This window comes from Nocardia sp. CA-107356 (assembly GCF_050946365.1).
Classification (GTDB): Bacteria; Actinomycetota; Actinomycetes; order Mycobacteriales; family Mycobacteriaceae; genus Nocardia.
In genome coordinates, this window is sequence record NZ_CP191992.1 from 7,681,623 (window position 1) to 7,703,418 (window position 21,796).

The 21,796-nt window shown below is 66.5% G+C and carries 12 protein-coding genes; 11 read left to right on the forward strand and 1 reads right to left on the reverse strand.

Annotation, left to right across the window (positions count from 1 at the left end; translation table 11 throughout):
• Positions 1–217 precede the first annotated feature (217 nt).
• From ACQP1G_RS34655 to ACQP1G_RS34705, 11 genes are all read left to right on the forward strand, one after another.
• The gene (locus ACQP1G_RS34655) at positions 218–6,625 is read left to right on the forward strand and encodes an SDR family NAD(P)-dependent oxidoreductase (RefSeq protein ID WP_433193900.1); all 6,408 of its coding nucleotides are present in this window, start codon (positions 218–220) and stop codon (positions 6,623–6,625) included.
• Positions 6,622–7,536, forward strand: coding sequence for a metallophosphoesterase family protein (locus ACQP1G_RS34660; RefSeq protein WP_433193901.1), 915 nt, complete (start codon positions 6,622–6,624; stop codon positions 7,534–7,536). The genes ACQP1G_RS34655 and ACQP1G_RS34660 overlap by 4 nt, the downstream gene beginning before the upstream one ends.
• Entirely contained in the window at positions 7,533–7,763 is a 231-nt protein-coding gene (locus ACQP1G_RS34665; protein WP_433193902.1) for a hypothetical protein, read from the forward strand. Before ACQP1G_RS34660 ends, ACQP1G_RS34665 begins: the two co-directional genes overlap by 4 nt.
• Positions 7,760–8,326 (forward strand): hypothetical protein, encoded by a 567-nt coding sequence (locus ACQP1G_RS34670; RefSeq protein WP_433193903.1) that lies wholly within the window; start codon positions 7,760–7,762, stop codon positions 8,324–8,326. The genes ACQP1G_RS34665 and ACQP1G_RS34670 overlap by 4 nt, the downstream gene beginning before the upstream one ends.
• Entirely contained in the window at positions 8,323–9,843 is a 1,521-nt protein-coding gene (locus ACQP1G_RS34675; RefSeq protein ID WP_433193904.1) for a flavin-containing monooxygenase, read from the forward strand. The genes ACQP1G_RS34670 and ACQP1G_RS34675 overlap by 4 nt, the downstream gene beginning before the upstream one ends.
• Complete coding sequence (locus tag ACQP1G_RS34680; RefSeq protein WP_433193905.1) at positions 9,840–10,700, forward strand: class I SAM-dependent methyltransferase; 861 nt, start codon at positions 9,840–9,842, stop codon at positions 10,698–10,700. The genes ACQP1G_RS34675 and ACQP1G_RS34680 overlap by 4 nt, the downstream gene beginning before the upstream one ends.
• Positions 10,697–12,103 carry an NAD(P)/FAD-dependent oxidoreductase gene (locus ACQP1G_RS34685; protein ID WP_433193906.1) on the forward strand — a complete coding sequence of 469 codons (1,407 nt, stop codon included), beginning with the start codon at positions 10,697–10,699 and terminating at the stop codon, positions 12,101–12,103. Before ACQP1G_RS34680 ends, ACQP1G_RS34685 begins: the two co-directional genes overlap by 4 nt.
• 128 nt (positions 12,104–12,231) lie before the next feature.
• On the forward strand, positions 12,232–13,125 hold the full coding sequence (locus ACQP1G_RS34690) for an alpha/beta fold hydrolase (protein WP_433193907.1): 894 nt from the start codon (positions 12,232–12,234) through the stop codon (positions 13,123–13,125).
• The gene (locus tag ACQP1G_RS34695) at positions 13,122–19,313 is read left to right on the forward strand and encodes an SDR family NAD(P)-dependent oxidoreductase (protein WP_433193908.1); all 6,192 of its coding nucleotides are present in this window, start codon (positions 13,122–13,124) and stop codon (positions 19,311–19,313) included. The genes ACQP1G_RS34690 and ACQP1G_RS34695 overlap by 4 nt, the downstream gene beginning before the upstream one ends.
• A gap of 16 nt (positions 19,314–19,329) precedes the next feature.
• Positions 19,330–20,814 (forward strand): beta-ketoacyl synthase N-terminal-like domain-containing protein, encoded by a 1,485-nt coding sequence (locus ACQP1G_RS34700; RefSeq protein WP_433193909.1) that lies wholly within the window; start codon positions 19,330–19,332, stop codon positions 20,812–20,814.
• Positions 20,815–20,932: 118 nt separating this feature from the next.
• Positions 20,933–21,352, forward strand: a complete 420-nt coding sequence (locus tag ACQP1G_RS34705; protein ID WP_433209081.1) for a PaaI family thioesterase — start codon at positions 20,933–20,935, stop codon at positions 21,350–21,352.
• Between the two features lie 276 nt (positions 21,353–21,628).
• Here ACQP1G_RS34705 and ACQP1G_RS34710 read toward each other — a convergent pair whose 3' ends face one another.
• Positions 21,629–21,790, reverse strand: coding sequence for a hypothetical protein (locus ACQP1G_RS34710; protein WP_433193910.1), 162 nt, complete (start codon positions 21,788–21,790; stop codon positions 21,629–21,631).
• Positions 21,791–21,796 lie beyond the last annotated feature (6 nt).

Sequence of the window (21,796 nt, forward strand, 5' to 3'; positions counted from 1 at the left end):
TGATTCGCCGGGAATTTGCAAGTTACCCACTGTCACATTAAACCTTCATTCTGAAATGTGTTGCAGTCACAGATGGCCTGAGTTACGGTAGCTTTCGCCGCACCGATGCCGAGCGCTCGGAGCGGACTCGACTTCTCTGGCCACTCACGGTCAACCAATCATTAGAACGTGTTCTATCTGCAGATTTTGGTCTGCATGCCGAGGAAAAGGGGACCTCATGGCGAATGAAGAAATCTCTTCGAATGCTGTCGCTATCGTCGGAATGGCGTGCCGTTTTCCCGGGGGAATCGACTCGCCGGAATCGTTATGGCGCTTCCTAGTTGAAGGTAAGCACATATCCAGCAAATTTCCGCCGGATCGATCCATGACGGAGCTGGCAGATATGGCCTCGCCTGAAGTGGCGGCGGCCATGGCGCCGATGGGTGGATTCATCGACGAGCCAGGACAATTCGACCCGGAGTTCTTCGGGATCAGCCCCCGCGAGGCCAGGGCGATGGATCCGCAGCAACGGATGGTGCTCGAGACCACCTGGCAGGCGCTCGAGGACGCAGGCATCGACCCGACCACGTTGCGCGACACCGACACCGGCGTCTATGTCGGTGCGATGGGCGGTGACTACGCCTATTTGATCCCCGGTCAGAAGGACCTGGACCCGGGATATGTCTCATTGGGCGTCAGCCAGAGTGTGCTGTCCGGGCGCGTGTCCTACGTTCTGGGGTTGCAAGGTCCCACGATGAGCATCGACACCGCCTGCTCGTCCTCGCTGGTGGCGATGCACCTGGGTGGTCAGGCGCTGCAGGCCGAGGAATGCTCGCTGGCGCTGGTCGGTGGCGTCTCGATCATGTCCACCCTCACCGGCTTCTTCGCACTGGGCCAGCACGGCGCTATCTCCAAAGAGGGCCGCAGCAGACCCTTTTCGGCCGACGCCGACGGCTTCTGCATGTCCGAGGGCGTGGCAATGCTGGTATTGGAACGGCTCTGCGACGCCCGCCGGAACGGACATCGGGTGCTGGCCGTCATGCGTGGCGCGGCCGTCAACCAGGACGGCGCCACCAAAGGCTTGACTGTGCCGAGTACGCCGGCGCAGCAGAAGCTGATCTGTGCGGCGTTGGCGAACGCCGGACTGGCGGCCGCTGACATCGATGTCGTCGAGGGACATGGAACCGGTACTCCGGTAGGCGATCCCATCGAATTGCGGGCGCTGTTCGACACCTACGGTCAGGATCGCGCCGCGGGGCAGCCGCTGAAGTTGGGATCCATCAAGGGCAACTTCGGCCACACGCAAGCGGCGGCCGGTGCGGCCGGAGTCATCAAGATGGTCCAGGCGATGCGGCACGGCGTGCTCCCGTCCACAGTCAACGTCAGCGAACCCACCCAAGCGGTGGATTGGTCGCACGGCGCGGTGGAATTGGTGACGCAGGTCGGTCCGTGGCCGGACAATGGCCATCCGCGCAGAGCTGGCGTCTCGTCGTTCGGCATCGCCGGAACCAATGCGCACATCATCCTCGAAGAGGCCCCGCCGGTTGCTGAGCAACCGTCTGCTCCGTTGTCGGAATCGGTTGTGCCCGTTGCCGTGTGGCCGATCTCCGGCAAGACGCCAGAGGCGCTGGCCGACCAGGCGGCCCGGCTGGCCGATCATGTCAAGCGACACCCGGAATTCGCCCTGCGTGATGTGGGTTGCGCCTTGGCGACCACGCGGGCGACATTCGAGCATCGTGCCGTGCTGCTCGGCACCAACCGAGTCGATCTGCTCGCCGGTCTGGCCGAGGTAGCGGAGAGCAAGCCGGTCGGGCCGATTCGGGGTCAGGCGCATCCGGATCGTCGGGTGGCATTCGTCTTTCCCGGTCAAGGCGCGCAATTCGCCGGCATGGCAGCGCAATTGATGGAGGAATCGCCCTTCTTCGCGGAGCAGATCCGCGCATGTGCGGACGCGTTCGCCGAATTCGTGGATTGGTCGCTGACCGATGTTCTGCGCGAAGCGGACGGCGCGCCGTCGATCGAACGCGTCGATGCAGTGCAGCCCGCCTTGTTCGCAACCATGGTTTCCCTTGCGGCGCTGTGGCGTTCGTACGGCATCGAGCCAGCCGCCGTGATCGGGCATTCGCAGGGCGAAGTCGCGGCAGCCTACGTGGCGGGCGCGCTGTCGCTGTCCGACGCCGCCCGGATCGTGACCATGCGCAGCAAGCCGCTGCGCAGCCTCCCCGGTTCCGGCGGCATGGCCTCCATCAACGCTGCGGCCGAGCGGGTTCGAGAACTCATGGACGGCCTCGACGACCTCTACATCGCCGCGATCAATTCCCCGACCACCACCGTCGTCGCCGGTGGCGCGGAGGCGGTGACCCGAATCGTCGAGCTTGCCGAAGAAAATGGAGTGCGTGCCAAGCGCATTCCGGTGGACTATGCCGCACACACTCCGCATCTGGACCCAGTGCGGGAGCAGTTGCAGGCGGCTGTTGCGCCGATCGCGCCGACGGGTACCGACGTGGTGTTCTTCTCCACCGTCACCGGTGACGTATTGCCGGCCGAGCAGCTGGGCCCCGACTACTGGTTCCGTAATCTGCGCGAGCCGGTCGACTTCGAGCGGGGCTTCCAAGCGGCGTTCCAGTCCGGGTTCGACGCGTTCATAGAGATGAGCGTGCACCCGGTGCTCACCTCCGCGATGCACGAATCCCTGGACCACGCTGGATCTTTCGCGGATTCCTGCCTCGTCGTCGGCTCACTCAGGCGTGAAGACGCCGGTATTCGCCGGTTCCTGACCTCGGTGGCCGAGGCGCACGTCAAGGGCGTCTCACCCGACTGGTCGAAGGTCTATCCGGTCAGTACCGCTCAGCCGGTTACGTTGCCCACCTATGCTTTCCAGCGTCAGAAGTACTGGCTGGCGAGTGTCGCCAACACCGGTGGCGGGAAGCCGAGCGGCCTGGGCCTGGTCGCCGCGGGCCACCCCCTGCTCGGCGCGGTGTCCGAGCTGCCCGGTGCCGATCGATTCCAGTTCAGCACCCGACTGTCGGTGACCAGCCATCCCTGGCTGGCAGACCACGCCCTGCACGGCAATGTACTGGTGCCCGGCGCCATGCTGCTGGAACTCGCACTGCACGCCGGTGACTCGCTCGGCTGCCCGCGGGTGGAGAAGCTGAGTATGTACACCCCGGTCACCTTGCCGACGGAGGGCGCCATCCACCTGCAACTGGTGGTGGGCGAGCCGGAGAAGGGCGGGCGGCGCAAAGTAGCGATCTATTCGCGTCCGGAGGTGACCGACGAACTGCCGGGTGCCAGCCAGTGGAGCCTGCACGCCGACGGATTGCTGACCGCTGCGGCCAAAACCGATGAGACCGACGGGCAGAGCCTCGAACTGTGGCCACCGGTGGGCGCGGAGCCGGGGATGGATCCCGAAACCGCGTACCGGACCCTTGCCGCGCTGGGCTACCAGTACGGTCCTGTCTTCCAGGGGATGAAGGCCGTGTGGAAGCGCGGCGAGGAGGTATTCGCCGAGGTCGCGCTACCGGAAACGGTGGGCGACGCCGACAAGTACGGCCTGCATCCGGCACTGCTGGATGCCGCTATGCAATCTGCTGCCGCCGCTGCGGCGTTGATGCCTTCGGAGGCGGGCGCGATTCGACTGCCCTTTGCCTGGGAACGGGTAGAACTGCGTGCGGTGGGCGCGAAAGCGCTGCGTGTCAAGCTGACTCCGGTCGGAGACGACCGGCTGCGCTGGGTACTGGCAGACAACACCGGCCGCGTTGTCGCCGTCGGCACCCTGCAGGTGCGGTCCATCTCCATGGGCAAACTCGCGACCCGCGGCTTGTCGGGACGCCAGGAATCTCTGTTCGGCGTGGACTGGCTGGCCCTTCCCGCTCAGCGAGCCCGGTATTCGGCACGGCGGGGTGAATGGGCCGTCGTCGGCAGCGAACCGTTCGGGGTGTCCGACGAAAGCGAACTGACGACCTACACGGATATCGACGCGTTGAGCGCGGCGATCGACTCCGGTGCCGAGGCTCCGAAGGTTGTGCTGCTTGCGAGGCTTGCGGGATCCGCGGGCGCCGAGCCGGGCGCGCACCTGACGGTCACCATGCGCGACGAACTGGTGCGGACGCTGACCCAGCTCCAAACCTGGTTCGCCGATGAACGATTCGCCGAGACGAAGCTGGTCGTGCTCACGAGGCGGGTACAGGCGGTCGACATCTCCGAAGAGGTTTCCGACCTGGCCGGCTCGACGGTGTGGGCGCTGGTGCGAAGCGCTCAGTCGGAGTTCCAGGACCGGATCCAGCAGATCGATCTCGATGAGGCTGATATCACCCTCGATCAGCTCAGCGCGGTCCTGCAGACCGACGAACCCGAGCTGGTACTGCGCGCCGGCGAATTCTTCGGGCGCCGACTGCGTGCGGGCCTCGAAGCCGCGGCCACCGTCGGGGCGCGGCTGGCCGGCACATGGCGGCTGGCGATCCCCGCGTCCGGCAACCTCGACGACGTCACGCTGTCCGAAGCCGATGACAACTCCGCCGCGGACACGCTGCCACCCGGCACGGTCTCGGTCGCGCTGCGTGCCGCCGGTCTGTCCTTTCCGGTCGCGCTCACCGGATTGGCCGCGTCGTCCGGGACGCCGTCCCGGCTGGTGCACGAGGCGGCCGGTGTCGTCGTCGCGGTCGCGTCGGACGTGACGGGTCTCGCGCCCGGTGATCGGGTATTCGGCCTGTTCGACGAGATCGCCGCTACCTCGGTGGCCGATCACAGGCTGCTCGCCGCGGTTCCGGCGGCATGGTCATTCGCTCAGGCTGCCGCCGCACCGGTCGCCTATCTGACCGCACTGTACGGCCTCCGCGAGGTCGCCGAGGCCCGGGCGGGCGAGCGGGTGCTCGTGCACGCCGCCACCGGTGGCGTCGGCACGGCTGCGGTGAACCTGTCCCGGCATCTCGGCCTGGAGGTATTGGCGACCGCAAGTCGCACCAAGTGGGATGACTTGCGCGGCCTGGGTTTTGCCGAAGATCATCTGGCGGATTCCCGTTCCTCGGACTTTGCCGCCCGGTTCGCGAACCACGACATCGGGATCGTGCTGAACCTGCTGCCGGACACCTTCACCAACGACTCACTGGGACTACTCGCATCCGGCGGCCGGTTCGTGGAGATCGCCCGGGACGTGGTGCGCGATCCGGCGGAGGTACGCGGTGCGCACGATGTCACCTACTCCTCGTTCGAGTTGGGTGCACTGGCTCCGGACCTGGTGGGCGGACTCCTCGCCGAGTTGGCGGAGCTGTTCGCGAATGGCGTCCTGGCCCCGCTGCCATTGACCCGTTTCGATGTGCGGCACGCCTGCGCGGCGCTGCGTCTGCTGTCCGAGGCGCGGCACGTCGGCAAGGTGGTGCTCACCTGGCCGACCGCCTTCGATCCGGAATCGACGGTGCTGATCACCGGCGGCACCGGCACGATCGGTGGGATCATCGCCCGGCATCTGGTCTCCGACTACGGTGCCAAGCATCTGCTGCTGACCAGTCGCAGTGGTATGCAGGCCGACGGAATCGCCGCTCTGGTCGGGGAATTGGATGCCTTGGGCGCTAGGGTGACGGTCGCCGCGTGTGATGCCGGTGATCGGGACGCGCTGGCGGCGGTGCTCGACTCCCTGCCCGCGCAGCATCCGCTCGGAGGCGTGGTCCATCTGGCGGCCGCATTGGCGGACTCGACTTTCGCCGCGCTGACGGCCGAACATCTGGACGCGGTGCTGCCCGCCAAGGCGCACGGCGCCTGGCATCTGCACGAGCTGACCCAGCACCTGGATCTGTCGATGTTCGTGCTGTTCTCTTCGGCGGCAGGCACATTCGGTAGCGCCGGTCAGGCCAACTACGGTGCGGCCAATGTTTTCCTCGACAGTTTGGCCGCACACCGTTACCACCGCGGGTTGCCCGCCACGGCGATGGCGTGGGGCTGGTGGGCGGAGGATACTTCCAATACCGGCGGCATGGACGAGAAGGATCGTTCTCGCCTGACCCGCATGGGCGTGACGCCGATCCCGACGCAGGAGGCGTTGGAACTGTTCGACGCGGCGTTGCGCACCGGGCGGCCGCATGTGCTGCCTGTCGGTATGGATCTGTCGCTGCTGCGGGTGGCCTCTCAGGTGACCGAATTGCCGCCGTTCTTCCGCGCGCTGCTACACACTCGGCCGCGTGCCACGCAGCAGATGGGCGATCCCTCTCAGCTGGCCAAGCGGCTGGGCGGACTGAGCCCGTCCGAACAGCACGAGGTGATCGTAGATCTGCTCAAGACGCCGATCTCGATGGTCTTGGGCTACTCGTCTCCCGATGCGGTCCAAGCGGATCGGGAGTTCACCGAGATGGGTATCGATTCGCTCAGCTCTATCGAGCTCGGTGCGCACCTGCGGGCACTCACCGGTGTGAAGCTGGCGAACTCGGTCATCTTCCAGTATCCGACGGTGCACCTGCTGGCCCGGCATGTGCTCGATCAGGTGACTCCGCAGGATGCGGAGCTCGCGGATCCGATCGTCGCCGAGGTGGAGATGCTGTTGGAGCGGCTGACAGCGATTCACATGGACGGCGATGTGCCCGACGAACTGGTCACCCGGCTCTCTGGGGCGGTGCGCAGGCTGGGTAGTTCCGTTGCCACCGAGGCGGTTTCGTGAGTCAGTTGCTCGCGGTGAGCGACCTGCATGTCAGTCATCCGGGGAATCGGGAAGTGGTCGAGCAGATTCGGCCCGATTCCCCGGACGACTGGCTGATCGTCGCGGGTGACGTGGCGGAGAAGACCGATACGATCCGCTGGGCGCTGGGACTGCTGCGCGAGCGCTTCGCGAAGCTGATCTGGGTGCCCGGCAATCACGAGATGTGGACCACTGCACGGGATCCGCGACGCCGCCGCGGCGAGGGGCGGTACCGGCATCTGATCGACACCTGCCGGGACCTCGATGTGATCACTCCGGAGGATCCGTACCCGATATGGGAAGGTGCGGGCGGTCCCGCGGTGCTGGCACCGCTGTTCCTGCTGTACGACTACAGCTTCCTGCCGCGCGGCGTGCAGACGAAGCAGGAGGGTCTGGCGCGCGCGGAGGCCACCGGATCGGTCGCCACCGACGAACAACTGCTCGCCTACGACCCGTACATCTCCCGGGAGGAGTGGTGCCGGCAGCGGGTGCAGTACACCCGTGCCCGGCTCGACGAACTGGATCCGGCGGTGCCATTGGTGCTGATCAACCACTTTCCGCTGCTCCGGCGGCCGACCGAGCGGCTGTTCCGGTCGGAGTTCGCCATGTGGTGCGGCACCGAGCTGACCGCGGATTGGCATCGCCGCTACAACGTGCGGTGCGTGGTGTACGGGCACCTGCACATTCGTAGGACCGACCACTTCGACGGAGTGCGGTTCGAGGAGGTGTCCATCGGCTACCCGCGGGAATGGCGGCGCCGGGGGCTCCCCGAACCGCTGCTGCGGGAAATCCTGCCAGGTCCGGACGATTCGTCGCGATCGGTCGGCGCGCTGAGCCGGCGCGCCGCCGGTCAGGCCTGGCGAATGGCTCGAAAAGGAATATTGCCACGATGACCGAGACAATCGGCGCGAGAAGAAAACTCGAGAGTGAGCTCGGCGAGGGTCTGACCGCGCTCTACCTGTTGTCCGAAGACCAGTGCGCGGACCTGCTCACACTGCTGAACGGCGCGCCCGGGCGTGACCGCGCCCTTGCCGAGACCGCGCTCGCGGACAATATAGCCCGCCTGCCATGGGGAACCAGATCCATCGTGCGTGCGGCACTGCTGAGGAGGCGGCGGTGACCGATCGTGCGACGAGCATTCAGTTGACGAAGCTGGCCGACGCGCTGCACGTGCCCATCGAGCGCATCGAGTACCTGGGCGTGATCGGTGGCGAACATCTGGCGGCGCTGCACGAGCAGGTCGTGAACAACCTGCGATCGCGTTACCCCGGTGAGTACCAGCGCTATTCGGCACTGGGACGGCAGGTGCCGATGCGGCTGGCGGTGCCGTTCGCCACCCGGGTGCTGCCGCCCCGGCTGCTGGGACGCTCGATCGGCGGCGAACTGCTCGACGGGCGCACCGACAAGTCTCTGGCCGTGCTGTCGAATATCGATCCCGTGGTCGTCGCGGACGCCGCGCCCTATATGAACCCTGCGGTGGTCGGCCGGCTGGCGGAGATCGCGGCACCGGAACTGATCAGCGGCGTGATGGGAGAACTGCTGGCGCGCAAGGATTTCGACACCGCCGACCTGTTCGTCGACTACGTCACCGAGTTCTTCATGGCGGCGGAGGAACCGGCCGGCGATTCGGACGCGCGACAGCCACGCCGGGGCCTGCTCCGGAGATTGCGGAGGAAACGGTGACACCGGCGGGCCAGCGCGAATTCGAAGTCGTGGTGGTGGGCGCCGGCTTCTCCGGCATCTGCGCCGCGATCCGATTGCGGCAGGCCGGAATCCACGATTTCATCATGGTGGACAAGGCCGACGACGTCGGCGGTATCTGGCGTGACAATACCTATCCCGATGTGGCCGTGGATATTCCGATCTGGGGATACTGCTACTCCTTCGAGCCGAATCCGGACTGGCGATACGCCTATGCCAAGGGCGACGAGCTGAAGTCCTATGCGGACCGATGCGTCGACAAGTACGGCGTGCGCCCGCATCTGCGCCTCGGCACCGAGGTGACCGGCATCCGATTCGACGACGAACTTCACCACTGGGATCTGCAAACCAGCCGGGGTCCGCTGCGCGCTCGATTCGTGATCAACGCCTACGGTGCGCTGGGGCGGCCGAAGCTTCCCGACATCGCGGGTCTGGACACCTTCGCCGGAACGGTGATCCACAGTGCGCGCTGGGATCACACAGTGTCGCTCGCAGGCCGGGTCGGGGTGATCGGCACCGGGTCGTCGGCGGTCCAGATCATCCCCGAGGCCGCCGAGCGCGCGGAACGGCTCGCGGTATTCCAGCGCACACCCATCTGGGTGATCCCCAAGCCGGATTTCCCCATTCCGCTGTTCCTGCGCTGGGTGTTCCGCCGCATGCCCGGACTGCTGAGACTGCCGCGTTGGATCGTACTGGTGTGGCTGGAACTGCTGTACAACGGCATCTTCCGGTTCAAAGCGCCCAGCGCGGTGACCGCGCTGGAGTGGATGGCCCGGCTCGCCCTGCGCGCGCAGGTGCCCGATCGCTCTCTCCGCGATCGGCTGACACCGCAGTATCGCTTCGGCTGCAAATTCCTGACCCTGTCCAACAGGTACTACAAGACTTTCGCGCGCGACAATGTCGACCTGATCTCCGCGGACATCGTGGCGATCACGGCCACAGGTGTCACCACCGGCGACGGTCGCCATCACCACATCGACACCCTGGTCATGGCAACAGGTTTCGAGGTCTTCGAACGCACCAGCCTGCCTCGGTTCCCGATCACCGGCAGCGGCGGCGTGGATCTGGGCGACTATTTGGATCGCAATCGCAACGCCGCCTACGAGGGCGTCACGCTCCCGCCCTGCCCCAACGCCTTCATCATCCACGGTCCCTACTCGATGACCGGCTCCTTCTTCATGACCATCGAAAACGCGGTGGCGCATGCGATTCGGTGCATCTGCGAAGCGCGGCGGCGCGGCGCCACCCGGGTGGAGGTGAAGCCGGAACCCTATGCGCGCTTCATCGAGGAGATGATCACCCGTCAGGCCGCGTCCATCTTCTACAACTCGAACTGCGAGCAGGCCCGTAGCTTCTACTTCGACCAGTTCGGCGACGTACCCCTCTTCCGGCCGTCGACAAGTGTCGAAGCCTGGTGGCGGATGCGGAGATTCCCGCTCGCGGACTACGCGTTCACAGCGTGCGAGGAGCGGACCGCCGAACAGCAGGAGGCGTCATGACTTCACCGTCGATCGGCCACGTTTCCGATACCGCGCGCTGGGTTGCGGTCTACCGAGCGCTGGAATCGGCACGACCCGACGCGCTGTTCCACGACGAGCTCGCGTCGATGCTGGCCGGCGAGCAGGGCGTGACGCTCGGGGCATCGGGCATGCTGCCGCGCGGCGCGCGAAACCACTGGCCGACGGTAGTGCGCACCAGGCTGGTCGACGATCTCGTCATCGACTCCCTGCAACGGGGATGCGACCGGGTGATCAATCTGGCCGCAGGTCTGGACACGCGTCCCTATCGGCTCGACATTCCAGCCGAAACAATCTGGTACGAAGCGGATCTGCCCGACCTGATCGCCTACAAAGCCGCGCGGCTGGCCGACCGGCGAGCTCGCTGCGAACGGGTCACCAGGACCGTCGACGTCACCGACGAGACCGCGACCGCGGAGTTCCTCGCCGAGGCGTGCGAGGGTGCACGCGCTGTCCTCGTCATCACCGAAGGGCTACTGCCGTATCTCGAGGCGTCGCAGGTCCGGATGTTGAGCAACGCCCTGCGTCGGCCGGAAATCCGCTGGTGGGCCCAGGATCACTGGTCACCCGCCATGCTGCGAATGGTCAATCTCACGATGGGGCGCGAACTCGGCTCGGCGCGTTGGACTTTCGCGTCCAGTCTCAACTTCTACCAGGACTGGTCGGTCGAGACGGCGCACTCGATATTCCGGGCCGCGGCCCGATGGCATCGTTCCCCCCTGGTACTGCGCGGATGGGCGCTGCTGCCGGACACCGAACCGGGAGCCAGGCTCGAGCGCTCCCAATTCTGGTGCGGCGCGGTACGTCTGACCCACTCTGACCGGGAGGGAAGAGTATGAACGCGGCAAGACCGCGGGTGGTTGTGCTCGGCGGCGGCTTCGCAGGCTTGCTGGCCGCCTCGGCGGCGGCCCGGCACGCCGGTGCTGTCACCGTCATCGAGCGAGACCGATACCCGGAGCGACCGGAGCCACGCCGTGGGCTGCCACAGGCTCGACATCCACACTTTCTCGCGCCCGGCGGTGTGCTCGGACTCGAGCGGCTACTGCCCGGGATCGCCGACCGGCTCCTCGCGGCCGGCGCGCATCGCATCCGCGTCAATGCCGACTTGCTGTTCCGCCCCAACATGGGCGGCTGGATGGCCCGCAATCACACGGGCCGATTCGGGATCACCTGCAGCAGACAGCTACTCGACCATATCGTTCGTGCAATGGTCGTCGAGCAGGACGCCGTCACCGTTCGGCAGGAGTGCGAGCCGATGGGGCTGCTGGGATCTGCGACCGCAGTCCACGGTGTGCGGTTGCGCGACACCGCGGCCAGAACGACAGAGCAGTTCGACGGCGACTTGGTGATCGATGCCACCGGCCGCGGATCGCAGGCCGGCCGGTGGCTGGACGCGCTGGGAGTCGTCGTGCCGCCCCCTGAAATCGTCGACTCGGGGCATGCCTATCTCACCCGGGTCTTCCGCGCGGCATCGGGCGCCGAATCGGGTTTTCCCGCAGTGCTCATCCAAGCCGAATCCCGCTCCGGTGAGCCCGGTGGCAATGCCACCTTGTTGCCGATCGAAGGCGGCCGGTGGATCGCGGCTGTCGGCGGCACCCGAGGCAGCAAGCTGCCCACCGAGGATGACGATTTCATCGACTTCGCCCGGCACGGCGTATCCGATCCGCTGGTCGCCGACATCCTCGCGTCAGCCGAGCCGTTGACCGGGACGATGCGCTCGCGCAGCACCGGCAATCGGCGGTACCGGTTCGACCGCATCCGAAGCTGGCCCACCGGATTCGTGGTCGTCGGTGATGCCGCGACGGCACTGAATCCGGTGTACGGCCAGGGACTTTCGGTTGCGACACGCTGTGCCGGCGCGCTGGGTGCGGAATTTGCGCGCAATGGCGTCGGTGCCGCTTCGGCGCCTCGCCTGCAACGCTCGATCATCCGGGCGGCTGCTGATCCGTGGCAGATGGCGACCAGCCAGGATCTCGCGTTCCGCAATACCGAAGGCCCCGGACAGGCCGTGCTGGATCGCTGGATGCTTCGATACGGCGCGCGGGTGTTCCGCGCTGCGCAGTCGCGACCCGCGGTGGCCACCGTGGCGTCGGATGTGATGTTCCTGGCCCGCCCGACCCTGGCAATGGGACATCCGGCGGTGCTGGCCGGAGCCGTCCTCGGCCCGCGCAAGCCGCCGCTGACCGAGCCGCCGCTGACCGGCTGGGAACGCGGATTCGTCGCCGGGAGACGTCTCGGATGATCCGGAGCATGCCGAGAGGCGTCGCGCGGGCAGCGCTCGCACTGTTCGCGATGTCTATTGTCGTCCTTGCGGAATCCGCGGTAGCACTGGCAGATACAACGCAACCAGGGGGCGCAGCGACACTCCTGATGCCTGCCTCGACGGACAGTTGGGTGCTGGGTTCCGGCGATGTTCGGCTGCGCGTGCACGAGTACGGACCGCCGGCCGATTCGGCATCGACCGTTGTCCTCGTTCACGGTTATATGTCCACCTCGCGCGCCTGGGATCAGGTTGTCGCGCGACTGGCCCCGAACTATCACGTGGTCACCTACGACACCCGCGGCAATGGCGAGAGCGATCATCCCGCACGGCAGGAGGACTACGCGCTCCCCGTGCTGGCCGCCGATATCGGCACGGTCATCGACGCTACCGCCGGCGGCCGCCGAGTACATCTGGTGGGCTGGGATTGGGGTGCCGGCGAGGGCTGGGAGGCCGCCGCGACCCCGGCTGTCGCCGCCGAACTCCTCGACTTCACCGCTCTCTCCGGGCAGAGCCTCGATCTGTGGGGGCGATGGCTCGCGCGCACCGTGCAGAATCCAGCGGACCTTCCGGCAGTGCTCGACCAAGCCGTGCGTTCGGTGTACATCCCGCTCTGGCATATGCCCGTCGTCACCGAGGCCATGTGGCACACGGGCATCATGGGAGCCACGCTCGACGCGTTCATCCCATTGGAGGGCGCTCCGGCGCCGCACGTACCGCCCGCCGACGGGATCGCGTCGCTGAACCGGTATCGGGCCAATGTGTTTCAGCGTCTCACCGATCCGACCTACAGCCACCTCGTCGTGCGTGACGTGCACGTCATCGTTGCGGTGCACGACCTGTATGTCGGGATTCCGGTCATGACGCGGGCGATCGAAGGCGCGGCAGACCACCTGACCTTCACCGAAATCGATTCGGGCCACTGGTCCCCCATCACCGACGCACAGCAGGTCGCGGACGCGATCGTCGGCGGATTCTCGCCGCCGCCGGAAGGAACGTCATGAACGAGCCCATCGCGATCGTCGGCATGGCCGGCCGTTTCCCTGGGGCCGAGGATCTCGACGCGCTCTGGGATCTGCTGATCTCGCGCGGTGACGCGATCAGACCGGTCCCCGCCGACCGCTGGGACGCCGCCGCTCCACTGGACGGATCCAAGCGGGTGCAGGCGGTCGGCGGCTTTCTCGACGGTATCGACGGCTTCGACGCGGCACTGTTCGGCATCTCGCCGCGCGAGGCCGCCGATATCGACCCGCAGCAGCGGCTCATGCTCGAAACCGCCTGGCGTGCACTGGAAGACGCGGGTGTGCCCGCACACACGCTGCGCAGCACCCGGACCGGGGTGTACGTCGGCGCCTCCTGGCACGACTATGAGACGCTTCGCGCACAGCGGGGTCTCGCCGCCACCCAGCACAGCCTCGTCGGCGCCGCGCTCGATGTGATCGCTTCGCGCCTGTCCTACGTTTTCGGCCTGGCCGGACCCAGCCTCGTGGTCGAGACCGGATGTTCCTCGGCACTGGTGGCGCTCGATCTGGCGGTTCGCGCGATCCGCACCGGCGATATCGAATCCGCTCTCGTCGGCGGCGTGAATCTTATTCTGGCGCCGGATATCTCGATCGGACTCACCCATTTCGGGGCGCTGTCCGGTGCCGGACGGTGTGCGGCCTTCGGTGCGGGTGCGGATGGATTCGTTCGCGGCGAGGGCGTGGCGGCGGTATATCTCAAGCCGCTGGACGCCGCACGACGCGACGGCGACCGGGTGCGAGCGATCATCGTCAGCACCGTCGTGAACAATGACGGCGGCGGCGAAAGCCTCGTCACGCCGAGCATCGAGGGCCAGCGAGAGCTTTTGCACCTGGCCTACCGAGAGCGCGGACTGGACCTCGACCGACTGGCCTACGTCGAAGCGCACGGAACCGGCACCGGTAAAGGCGACCCGATCGAAGCCCGGGCGCTGGGCGAGGTCCTCGGAATACCCAGGAATGCCGAGCGCGGCCCGCTGCTGATCGGTTCGATCAAAACCAATATCGGGCATCTGGAGGCGGCGGCCGGCCTCACGGGTCTGATCAAGTGCGTGCTGTCCTTGGAGCACGGGATCGTGCCGCCGAGTCTGCACTCCGGTGAACTCAATCCGGAGATCGCCTTCGACGACCTGAATGTGCAGGTCGCGCGTGATCGCGTCGAGTTGCCCGCCGATGCGCCGGTCTATGTCGGCGTCAACTCCTTCGGGTGGGGTGGCACCAATGCGCATGCCGTCCTCGAGCGCGCGGAATCCGCAGACAGAGCCAGCGATTCGTACCCATCGCGGTTCGGTTTCGTGCCGGTCTCGGCGCATTCCGACGAAACGCTACGCCAGCGGTGCAATGACATCGCGGACCTGCTGACCGCTGATCCGCAGCAGTTGGATGCAGTGGCCGCCACGCTCGCCCGCCGTGCGCCGTCGATGTCGTGGCGTGCCGCCGTGCTTGGCTTCGCGCCGGATAACGTGTCGGCGGCGCTGCGTCGTTATGCCGCGGACCCGGCTGCCGAGCAACCCGAGGTGCTGTCCGGCCGCGCTCGCGACGTCGGTCGGGTGGCCTTCGTCTTTCCGGGTCAGGGCGCGCAGTGGCATGGTGTCGGCGCGGCGCTCTACGGGAATGACCAGGCGTTCACCACCGTCGTCGATGCATGCGCTGCCGCGCTCGAGCCGCACGTGGACTGGAGCCCGCTACCGGTGATATCCGGTGCGGCAGGACCGGATTGGCTCGAGCGCGTCGATCAGGTGCAACCAGTGCTGTGGGCGCTGTCGCTGGGTATCGCCGCCATGTGGCGGCACATGGGCATCGCTCCCGATGTGGTCGTCGGCCACAGTCAAGGCGAAATCGCGGCGGCCACGCTGGCCGGCGGGATCAGCCTGGCGGACGGTGCGCTCGTCGTGGCCCGTCGCAGCGCCGCGCTCCGAGCGCTGGCGGGCTCGGGCCGAATGCTTGCGGTTGATCTTTCCAAGGATGAGATCCCCTTGGTCATAGCGGGCTTCGAGAATTCCGTTGGACTGGCAGTCGACAACGGTCCGAGATCCTGTGTGCTGTCCGGTGATACCGACTCGATCGAAGCGCTGCACGAGATTCTCACAGCCGACGGCGTGTTCTGCCGAATGGTCAAGGTGGACTACGCCTCGCACAGCCCGCAGATGAATCAGCTCCGGCCCGAACTGTCGGCGGCGCTCACCACGGTGACAGGGCGTGCGGGCAGTGTCGAGATGCATTCGACTGTCACTGGGCGCCGCGTCGGGCCCGACGATCTCGGCGGCGACTACTGGGTCGAGAACCTTTGTCGCCCAGTGCTATTCGCCGACACAATGACAGCGCTCTTCGACTCGGGCGTCACCCACGCGATCGAGATCAGTCCGCATCCGGTGCTGACACCGGCCAGCGAGCAGCTGGCCGCCACGCGGACGTACCCGCCCATAGCGCTACCGTCGCTGTACCGGGACCGTGACCCCCTCGCCGAGATGTGTCGCAGTCGCGCCCGGGCGTACATCTCGGGCCTGCATCCCTTCTCTGATATCGCCGCCCCGGCCTCCACACCGCTGCCTGCGTATCCGATGCGACGACAGTCCTTCTGGCTTCCGACGCGCGGAGCCGGTGTATCGGCGGCAGGTACGCTGCGAGTTCCCGCGTACCCCAGTGTCGTTGAATCCGGGGCATGGCACGCCACCGTTCCCATCACACTCGACGCCATGGCGTGGCTGGCCGACCATCGCGTCGGCGACGCCGTGGTGCTGCCAGCGGCCATGACGATGGCCATGGCTGTCGCGGTCTGCCGTACCAGATACGGGCACTCACCAGCGGCGTTGCGGGACTTGCGGTTCACCCGTGCGCTGACGCTCAACGACACCCCGACTCGCCTCGATGTGATGCTGCGCGAAGACATCACGGCGGGTGCGAGCGTCGAAATCAGGTCGCTCGACGACGGGGCGCAGACATGGACGTCGCATGCTCGTGGCCGGGTGATGCACGTGGTGGAGGGCACAGATGCGCCGAACTTCCCGGCCGAATCACCGGGCGAGGATCCCGTGAGCTCCGAGGAGTTCTACGAGCTGTGTCGACGGCGAGGACTGAACTACGGCCCCGAATTCCGAGGTGTGCGCGAGATCCGGATTTCGCGCGACACCGCGCTCGCGCGGATCGCACTCGGTGAACAAGGACGGGCACAGCTGCACCGAGGTGAGCTGCACGCGGCACTGCTCGACAGCGCGATGCAGGTCGCGCTCGTGCTGTTCGACGAGGAACGAACTGTCGTTCCAGCGGCGATCGAGGAGCTTCGGCTGTACGCCGAACCGGCCGACTACATCGACACGGCCTGCGTGTACGCCGCTCGGAGGTCGGCGAATTCGGCGGATATCCATCTCTTCGATGCGCAGCGGGCGCCGTTGGCAGTCATCCGCGGACTCGAGCTGAGCGCCATCGACGGCGAACGGACCGCTGCCCGGCGCTTCGATCGGGAATTCCACTTCGTGTTGCGGCGTGCGGGTACCGCTGAGCAGGGCTCGGACGATGTCGTTGTGCGCGATACCCACTTCGTCCTGGACGGTGCGGCAACGCATCGAGAGGCATTGACGGAAGCCCTTCGCCGATGCGGCGGGTCCGTGCGCACCGCCGATCACAACCGCATGGACCAGACCACTACGGTGGTCTATCTCGCGCCCACCGCCGACCTCGATTCGCAACGCCGGGGACTTGTGCAGCTCGCCGAGCTGGTACGCACCCACGTCGGTGCCGGAACCGTGCCGCGGCGGCTGGTCGTGGTGACCGCGAACGCCTGCGCCGCCGAGGTTGCGGATCGACCAGATCCGGGTGCCGCCATGTTCTGGGGATTCGTCCGCGTCCTGCGACGTGAGCATCCCGAGCTGTCCACCGAGATCATCGATATCGCCCTGCCCGACGGGATCGACGACTGCGCAGGCGAACTCCTGGCGGCGACCGGAGAAGATCAGGTGGTGCTTCGTGCCGGGCGGCGCTACATCGGACGACTCGAAGGCGGTGAGCATCCGAGCGAGAGCGTAGTGCGCCAGTGGCACCTACTCCCGCAGCCCTTCCGGCTGCGGTCGGCTCCGAACCGATACTGGGACGGGCTGCAGTTCGTTCCGCTCGACCCCCGCGCACCGAACGACGGTGAGGTGCTGGTCGAAATCGAGTCGGCCGCAGTGAATTTCATTGATGTGATGAAGGCGGCCGGAACCTACCCGGATACCTCACCGGGAGCGGAGAATTTCGGTGTCGAATGTGCCGGTGTGATCCGCCGGATCGGGCCGGGCGTGACCGGTCGAGCCGTCGGCGATCGGGTGGTGGCCTGTGGACTGGGGACATTCGCCTCGCATATCACTGTTCGGGCCGATCACACCGCGCCGATCCCCGCCGGCATGACCGCCGAGACCGCTGCGGCTCTGCCCATCGTGACGACAACCGCCTGGTATGCGCTGGCCGTACTCGGGCGCGTGGGACCAGGCGACACTGTGCTGATCCATTCCGGTGCCGGTGGATTGGGCCTGGCGGCCATCAGCGTGGCCCGCTGTCTCGGCGCGCAGGTGTTCGCTACTGCCGGTTCCGCAGAGCGCCGCGCGTTCCTGCGGAAGGCACACGGTATCGAGCATGTCTTCGACTCGCGTGCGCTGAGCTGGGCGGACGAGGTGAAGGCCGTGACCGGTGGGCGCGGAGTGGATGTCGTGCTCAATTCGCTGTCCGGCGCGGCCATTGATCACGGTCTCGACGTGCTCGCCGAGGACGGCCGTTTCATCGAGGTCGGGAAGAAGGATATCTACGCCGATCGCCGACTCGGCTTGCGGGCGTTCGCCAAAGGCATCGGGTTCCTCGCCGTCGACTTGGCCGGGATGATGACCCGTCGACCCGAGCGCTTCGCGGCCGCACTGTATGAGTCGTGGCAGCTGGTCCTCGACGGTTACCTCGCACCGGTACCGACCACCACCCACGCGCTCGCCGATGTCGCGGATGTTCTGCGGGATATGGCCCGCGGCGAGCACATCGGCAAATTCGTGCTCAATCGCCCCGAAACGGTGCGCGAGATCGCTCCGGAGCCCATGCCGGACGGCCGATTCCGGGCGGACGGGACATATCTGATCACCGGCGGCCACGGTGCGCTCGGTCGCAGCCTCGCCAGCTGGCTGCTCGCGCACGGAGCCGGAGCGGTCGCGCTGCTCGGGCGCAACGCGCCCGGGGCAACGCTGCCGATCGGCGAATTCGAGACTGGAACGAGCTCCGGCGCGACAGTGAACAGCTATCGTGCCGACGTCTCTGATCACGAAGCTCTCGCTGCGGTGCTGGATTCGATCCGGACGGAGCTTCCTCCGCTGCGCGGGGTATTCCATGCCGCCGGCGTGCTCGACGACGCCACCGTGCTCGGACTCTCCGCCGAACAGGTCGAACGGGTACTACGACCGAAGGTCGACGGCGCGCGCCATCTGGATGCACTCACCGCGAACGATCCGCTGGATTTGTTCGTGCTGTTCTCCTCCGCCGCCGCCCTCGTCGGTAACCCTGGCCAGTCCGCATACGCCGCGGCGAACTCCTACCTCGATGCGCTCGCGGTGGCGCGCCGCTATGACGGCCGACCCGGACTGAGCATCCAGTGGGGACCCTTCGCGGACATCGGTTTGGCTGCGGCACAACAGAATCGAGGTGAACGGCTGGCTGCGCATGGCATGGCCGGCATCACCGAGACCGACGCATGGACGGCGCTCGGCGGATTCCTCGCCGAGGACCGCCAGATCATCGGGTATCTGTCCTTCGATTCGCGCCGTTGGTTCGACGCGTATCCCGACTGTGCCGCGCAGCCGAGCTGGAAAGCATTGCGACACAGCGTCGACACCGCGGCACCGGGGCTCGCTATGAGCGAGTTCCGCTCCGTCTTATCCGATGCGACGGACGCCGAAGCGCCCCGGCTCGTGCTGGACAAGATCGTCGAAGTTGCCGCAGGCGTTCTCCGGATGGCCACCGATGGCGTCGACGTGCAAACGCCCTTGCGCGCCATGGGGCTCGACTCGCTCATGAGTCTGGAGATGCGCAACAGGCTCGAATCCGTATTCGCCCTGCGGATCTCCCCGACCCTGCTATGGACCCACGGCACCGCCGAGGCACTGGCCGTCGCACTCCACGGCGAACTGGTCGCCGCGGCCGGCGAACCCGCGCGAACAACGTGACGTCAGGAGATACAGGATGGATGAGATAGATACCGCGAGTGCGGGCGCACCGGACAACATCGCCCTGCGCCGCGCCACCGAGACCATCAAAAAGCTACGCGCACAGCTGGATCAGCGATCCGAGGTCGGACCCATCGCAGTCGTCGGCGTCGGGTTGCGGCTCGCCGGCGGGATCAGCGACCTCGACGGATTTTGGGCGGCACTGCTGCAGGGCCGGGACCTGATCGGTGACATGCCGATGCACCGGCGATGGCCGTTCGAAGATGAATGGGCGCAACTGCCGATCCGGGGCAGCTTCATCTACGACGCACTCGATTTCGATCCGGACTTCTTCGGGATCAGCCCGCGCGCCGCGCAGGCCATCGATCCGCAACATCGGATGCTGCTGGAGGTCGCCTGGGAAGCTTTGCAGCACAGCGGCGCCAACCCGGATCGGCTGCGCGGGGAAGCGGTAGGCACGTTCATCGGGATCAGCGGTCGTCAGGACTATGCCGACTGGGCACGCCAGCACGCCGACGCGCACTGGGCGCTCGGCAACGGGCACAGCTTCGCGGCCGGGCGAATCGCCTACACGTTCGGGTTCACCGGGCCCGCCATTGCCTTCGATACCGCGTGCTCCTCCGCACTGGTCGCGATCACCCACGCGGTGCAGTCATTGCGACGCGGCGAAACGGAGATCGCGGTGGCCGGCGGCGTCAATCTGATCCTCGCGCCGGGCTCCACCCGGGCGATCAGCCGAACAGGCTCACTGGCGCCCGACGGCCTGTGCAAGGCCTTCGACGCGCGGGCCAACGGCTTCGTCCGTGGTGAGGGCTGCGCGCTGATCGTGCTGAAGCGCCTCGCCGACGCCCGGCGCGACAATGACCGAGTGCTGGGTGTCATTCACGGAGCCGCACTCAACCAGGACGGCCGATCTTCCGGCTTCACCGCACCCAATGCTGACGCCCAGCGTCGGCTGATCGAGGCCGCCCTGGCCGATGCCACATGCAGCCCAGCGGATCTCGGCTTGATCGAAGCACACGGCACCGGAACCGCTTTGGGGGATCCGATAGAGATGAGCGCTATCGTTGCGTCGCTGGGCGCTCGAAACGACGGTAGGCCATTGCATATCGGATCTCTGAAGACGAACTTCGGGCATCTCGAGGCAGCGTCGGGGGCTGCAGGCCTCATCAAAGCCCTCATGTGCGTTCGAGAACGGGTGATCCCGCCGCTCCTGCACTTCGATACCCTCAATCCGCGAATTGATCTGAACGGCACCGACATTCGGATATCCAACCAGGCCGAACCGTGGACAGCCACACACAGCGGCCAGCTTGCCGGTGTGAGCTCATTCGGCATCATCGGGACAAATGCTCATGTAATCGTCGGGCCGGGCGACTCGGAGGAAGGCATCCGGGGCGACCGCCCCTCCGTCGAAAGCGTGCAACCCCAGTGGAATCGGATGCCCTGCGTGCCGGGGTTCCTCGGTGCAGCTCCGCCCACATACGCCGCAGTGCGATGACCCCACATCACCAGGTAGCCAGGAAGGTTCGTTCATGAAACCGTGGGACTCCACATCGACTGGTCCTGCGCGTGCACCCCGCTCACTGCCGGCCGAACCCTCGCGGTTCCGGCTGCTGATGAGCCTGTATCCGCCGTTGTTCTTCTCAGGTGTGCGAGTAGAAAGTGTCGCAGAAGACTGGACCACGATCCGGGTCAGCCACCGGGTTCGTCCGTGGAATTGCAATGTCAACCGCTCCGCCTTCGGTGGCACCCTGTTCGCCATGACCGACCCTTTCTATGCAGTAATGGCGGCCGGTCAGCTGGGCAGCGGCTACCGCATCTGGAATATCGTCGGCGGCATCGAATTCCTCGCACCCGGACGCGGAACTGTCAGCGCGACAATGCAACTACGCGCTGACGAGGTCGAAGTGATCCGTGATCAGATCCGTGCAGACGGTCATTCGGTGACCACGCACACCACCGAGATTCATACCGCGGATGGCACTTTGGTGGCGCGAGCGTCCCAAGACCTCTCTGTGCGCTCGATTCGAAGCTAGCGGAGGTCCGTCCGAGTAACAGTGAGGCTCCGTTGACGTTGCGGGGGTGGAATCTCCGGAATCGGATTACCCACCCCTGAAACGGTTCACGGTTGCACCACCATGAACCCACATGCTCTCGGGCCGTTGATCTTCAGCTAGGCCGCTTGGCCGCGTCGAACCACGCGACCAGCGGCATGAGCGGACATGTCACTACTGGTTGAACTGCCGGGGCCGAGCCGCAGTCCGGCCGAGCTCCCCCAGCGCGATACGCGGCTGCTCGACCAGTAGCAGCGGCTATGCGGATGGCGGTCGGAGTCGGCCGCTGAGGATCGGCCGTTGGTTGCGGTCTTCCTCAGGGATGCCGACGCCGAGGTTCTCGGCGAGTTTGTAGAACAATCCGCGGAATCCCAGAGGGCCGTACTCGTCCTCTTCGAGTCGGGCTCCCAGAGCGTGCATCTCGAC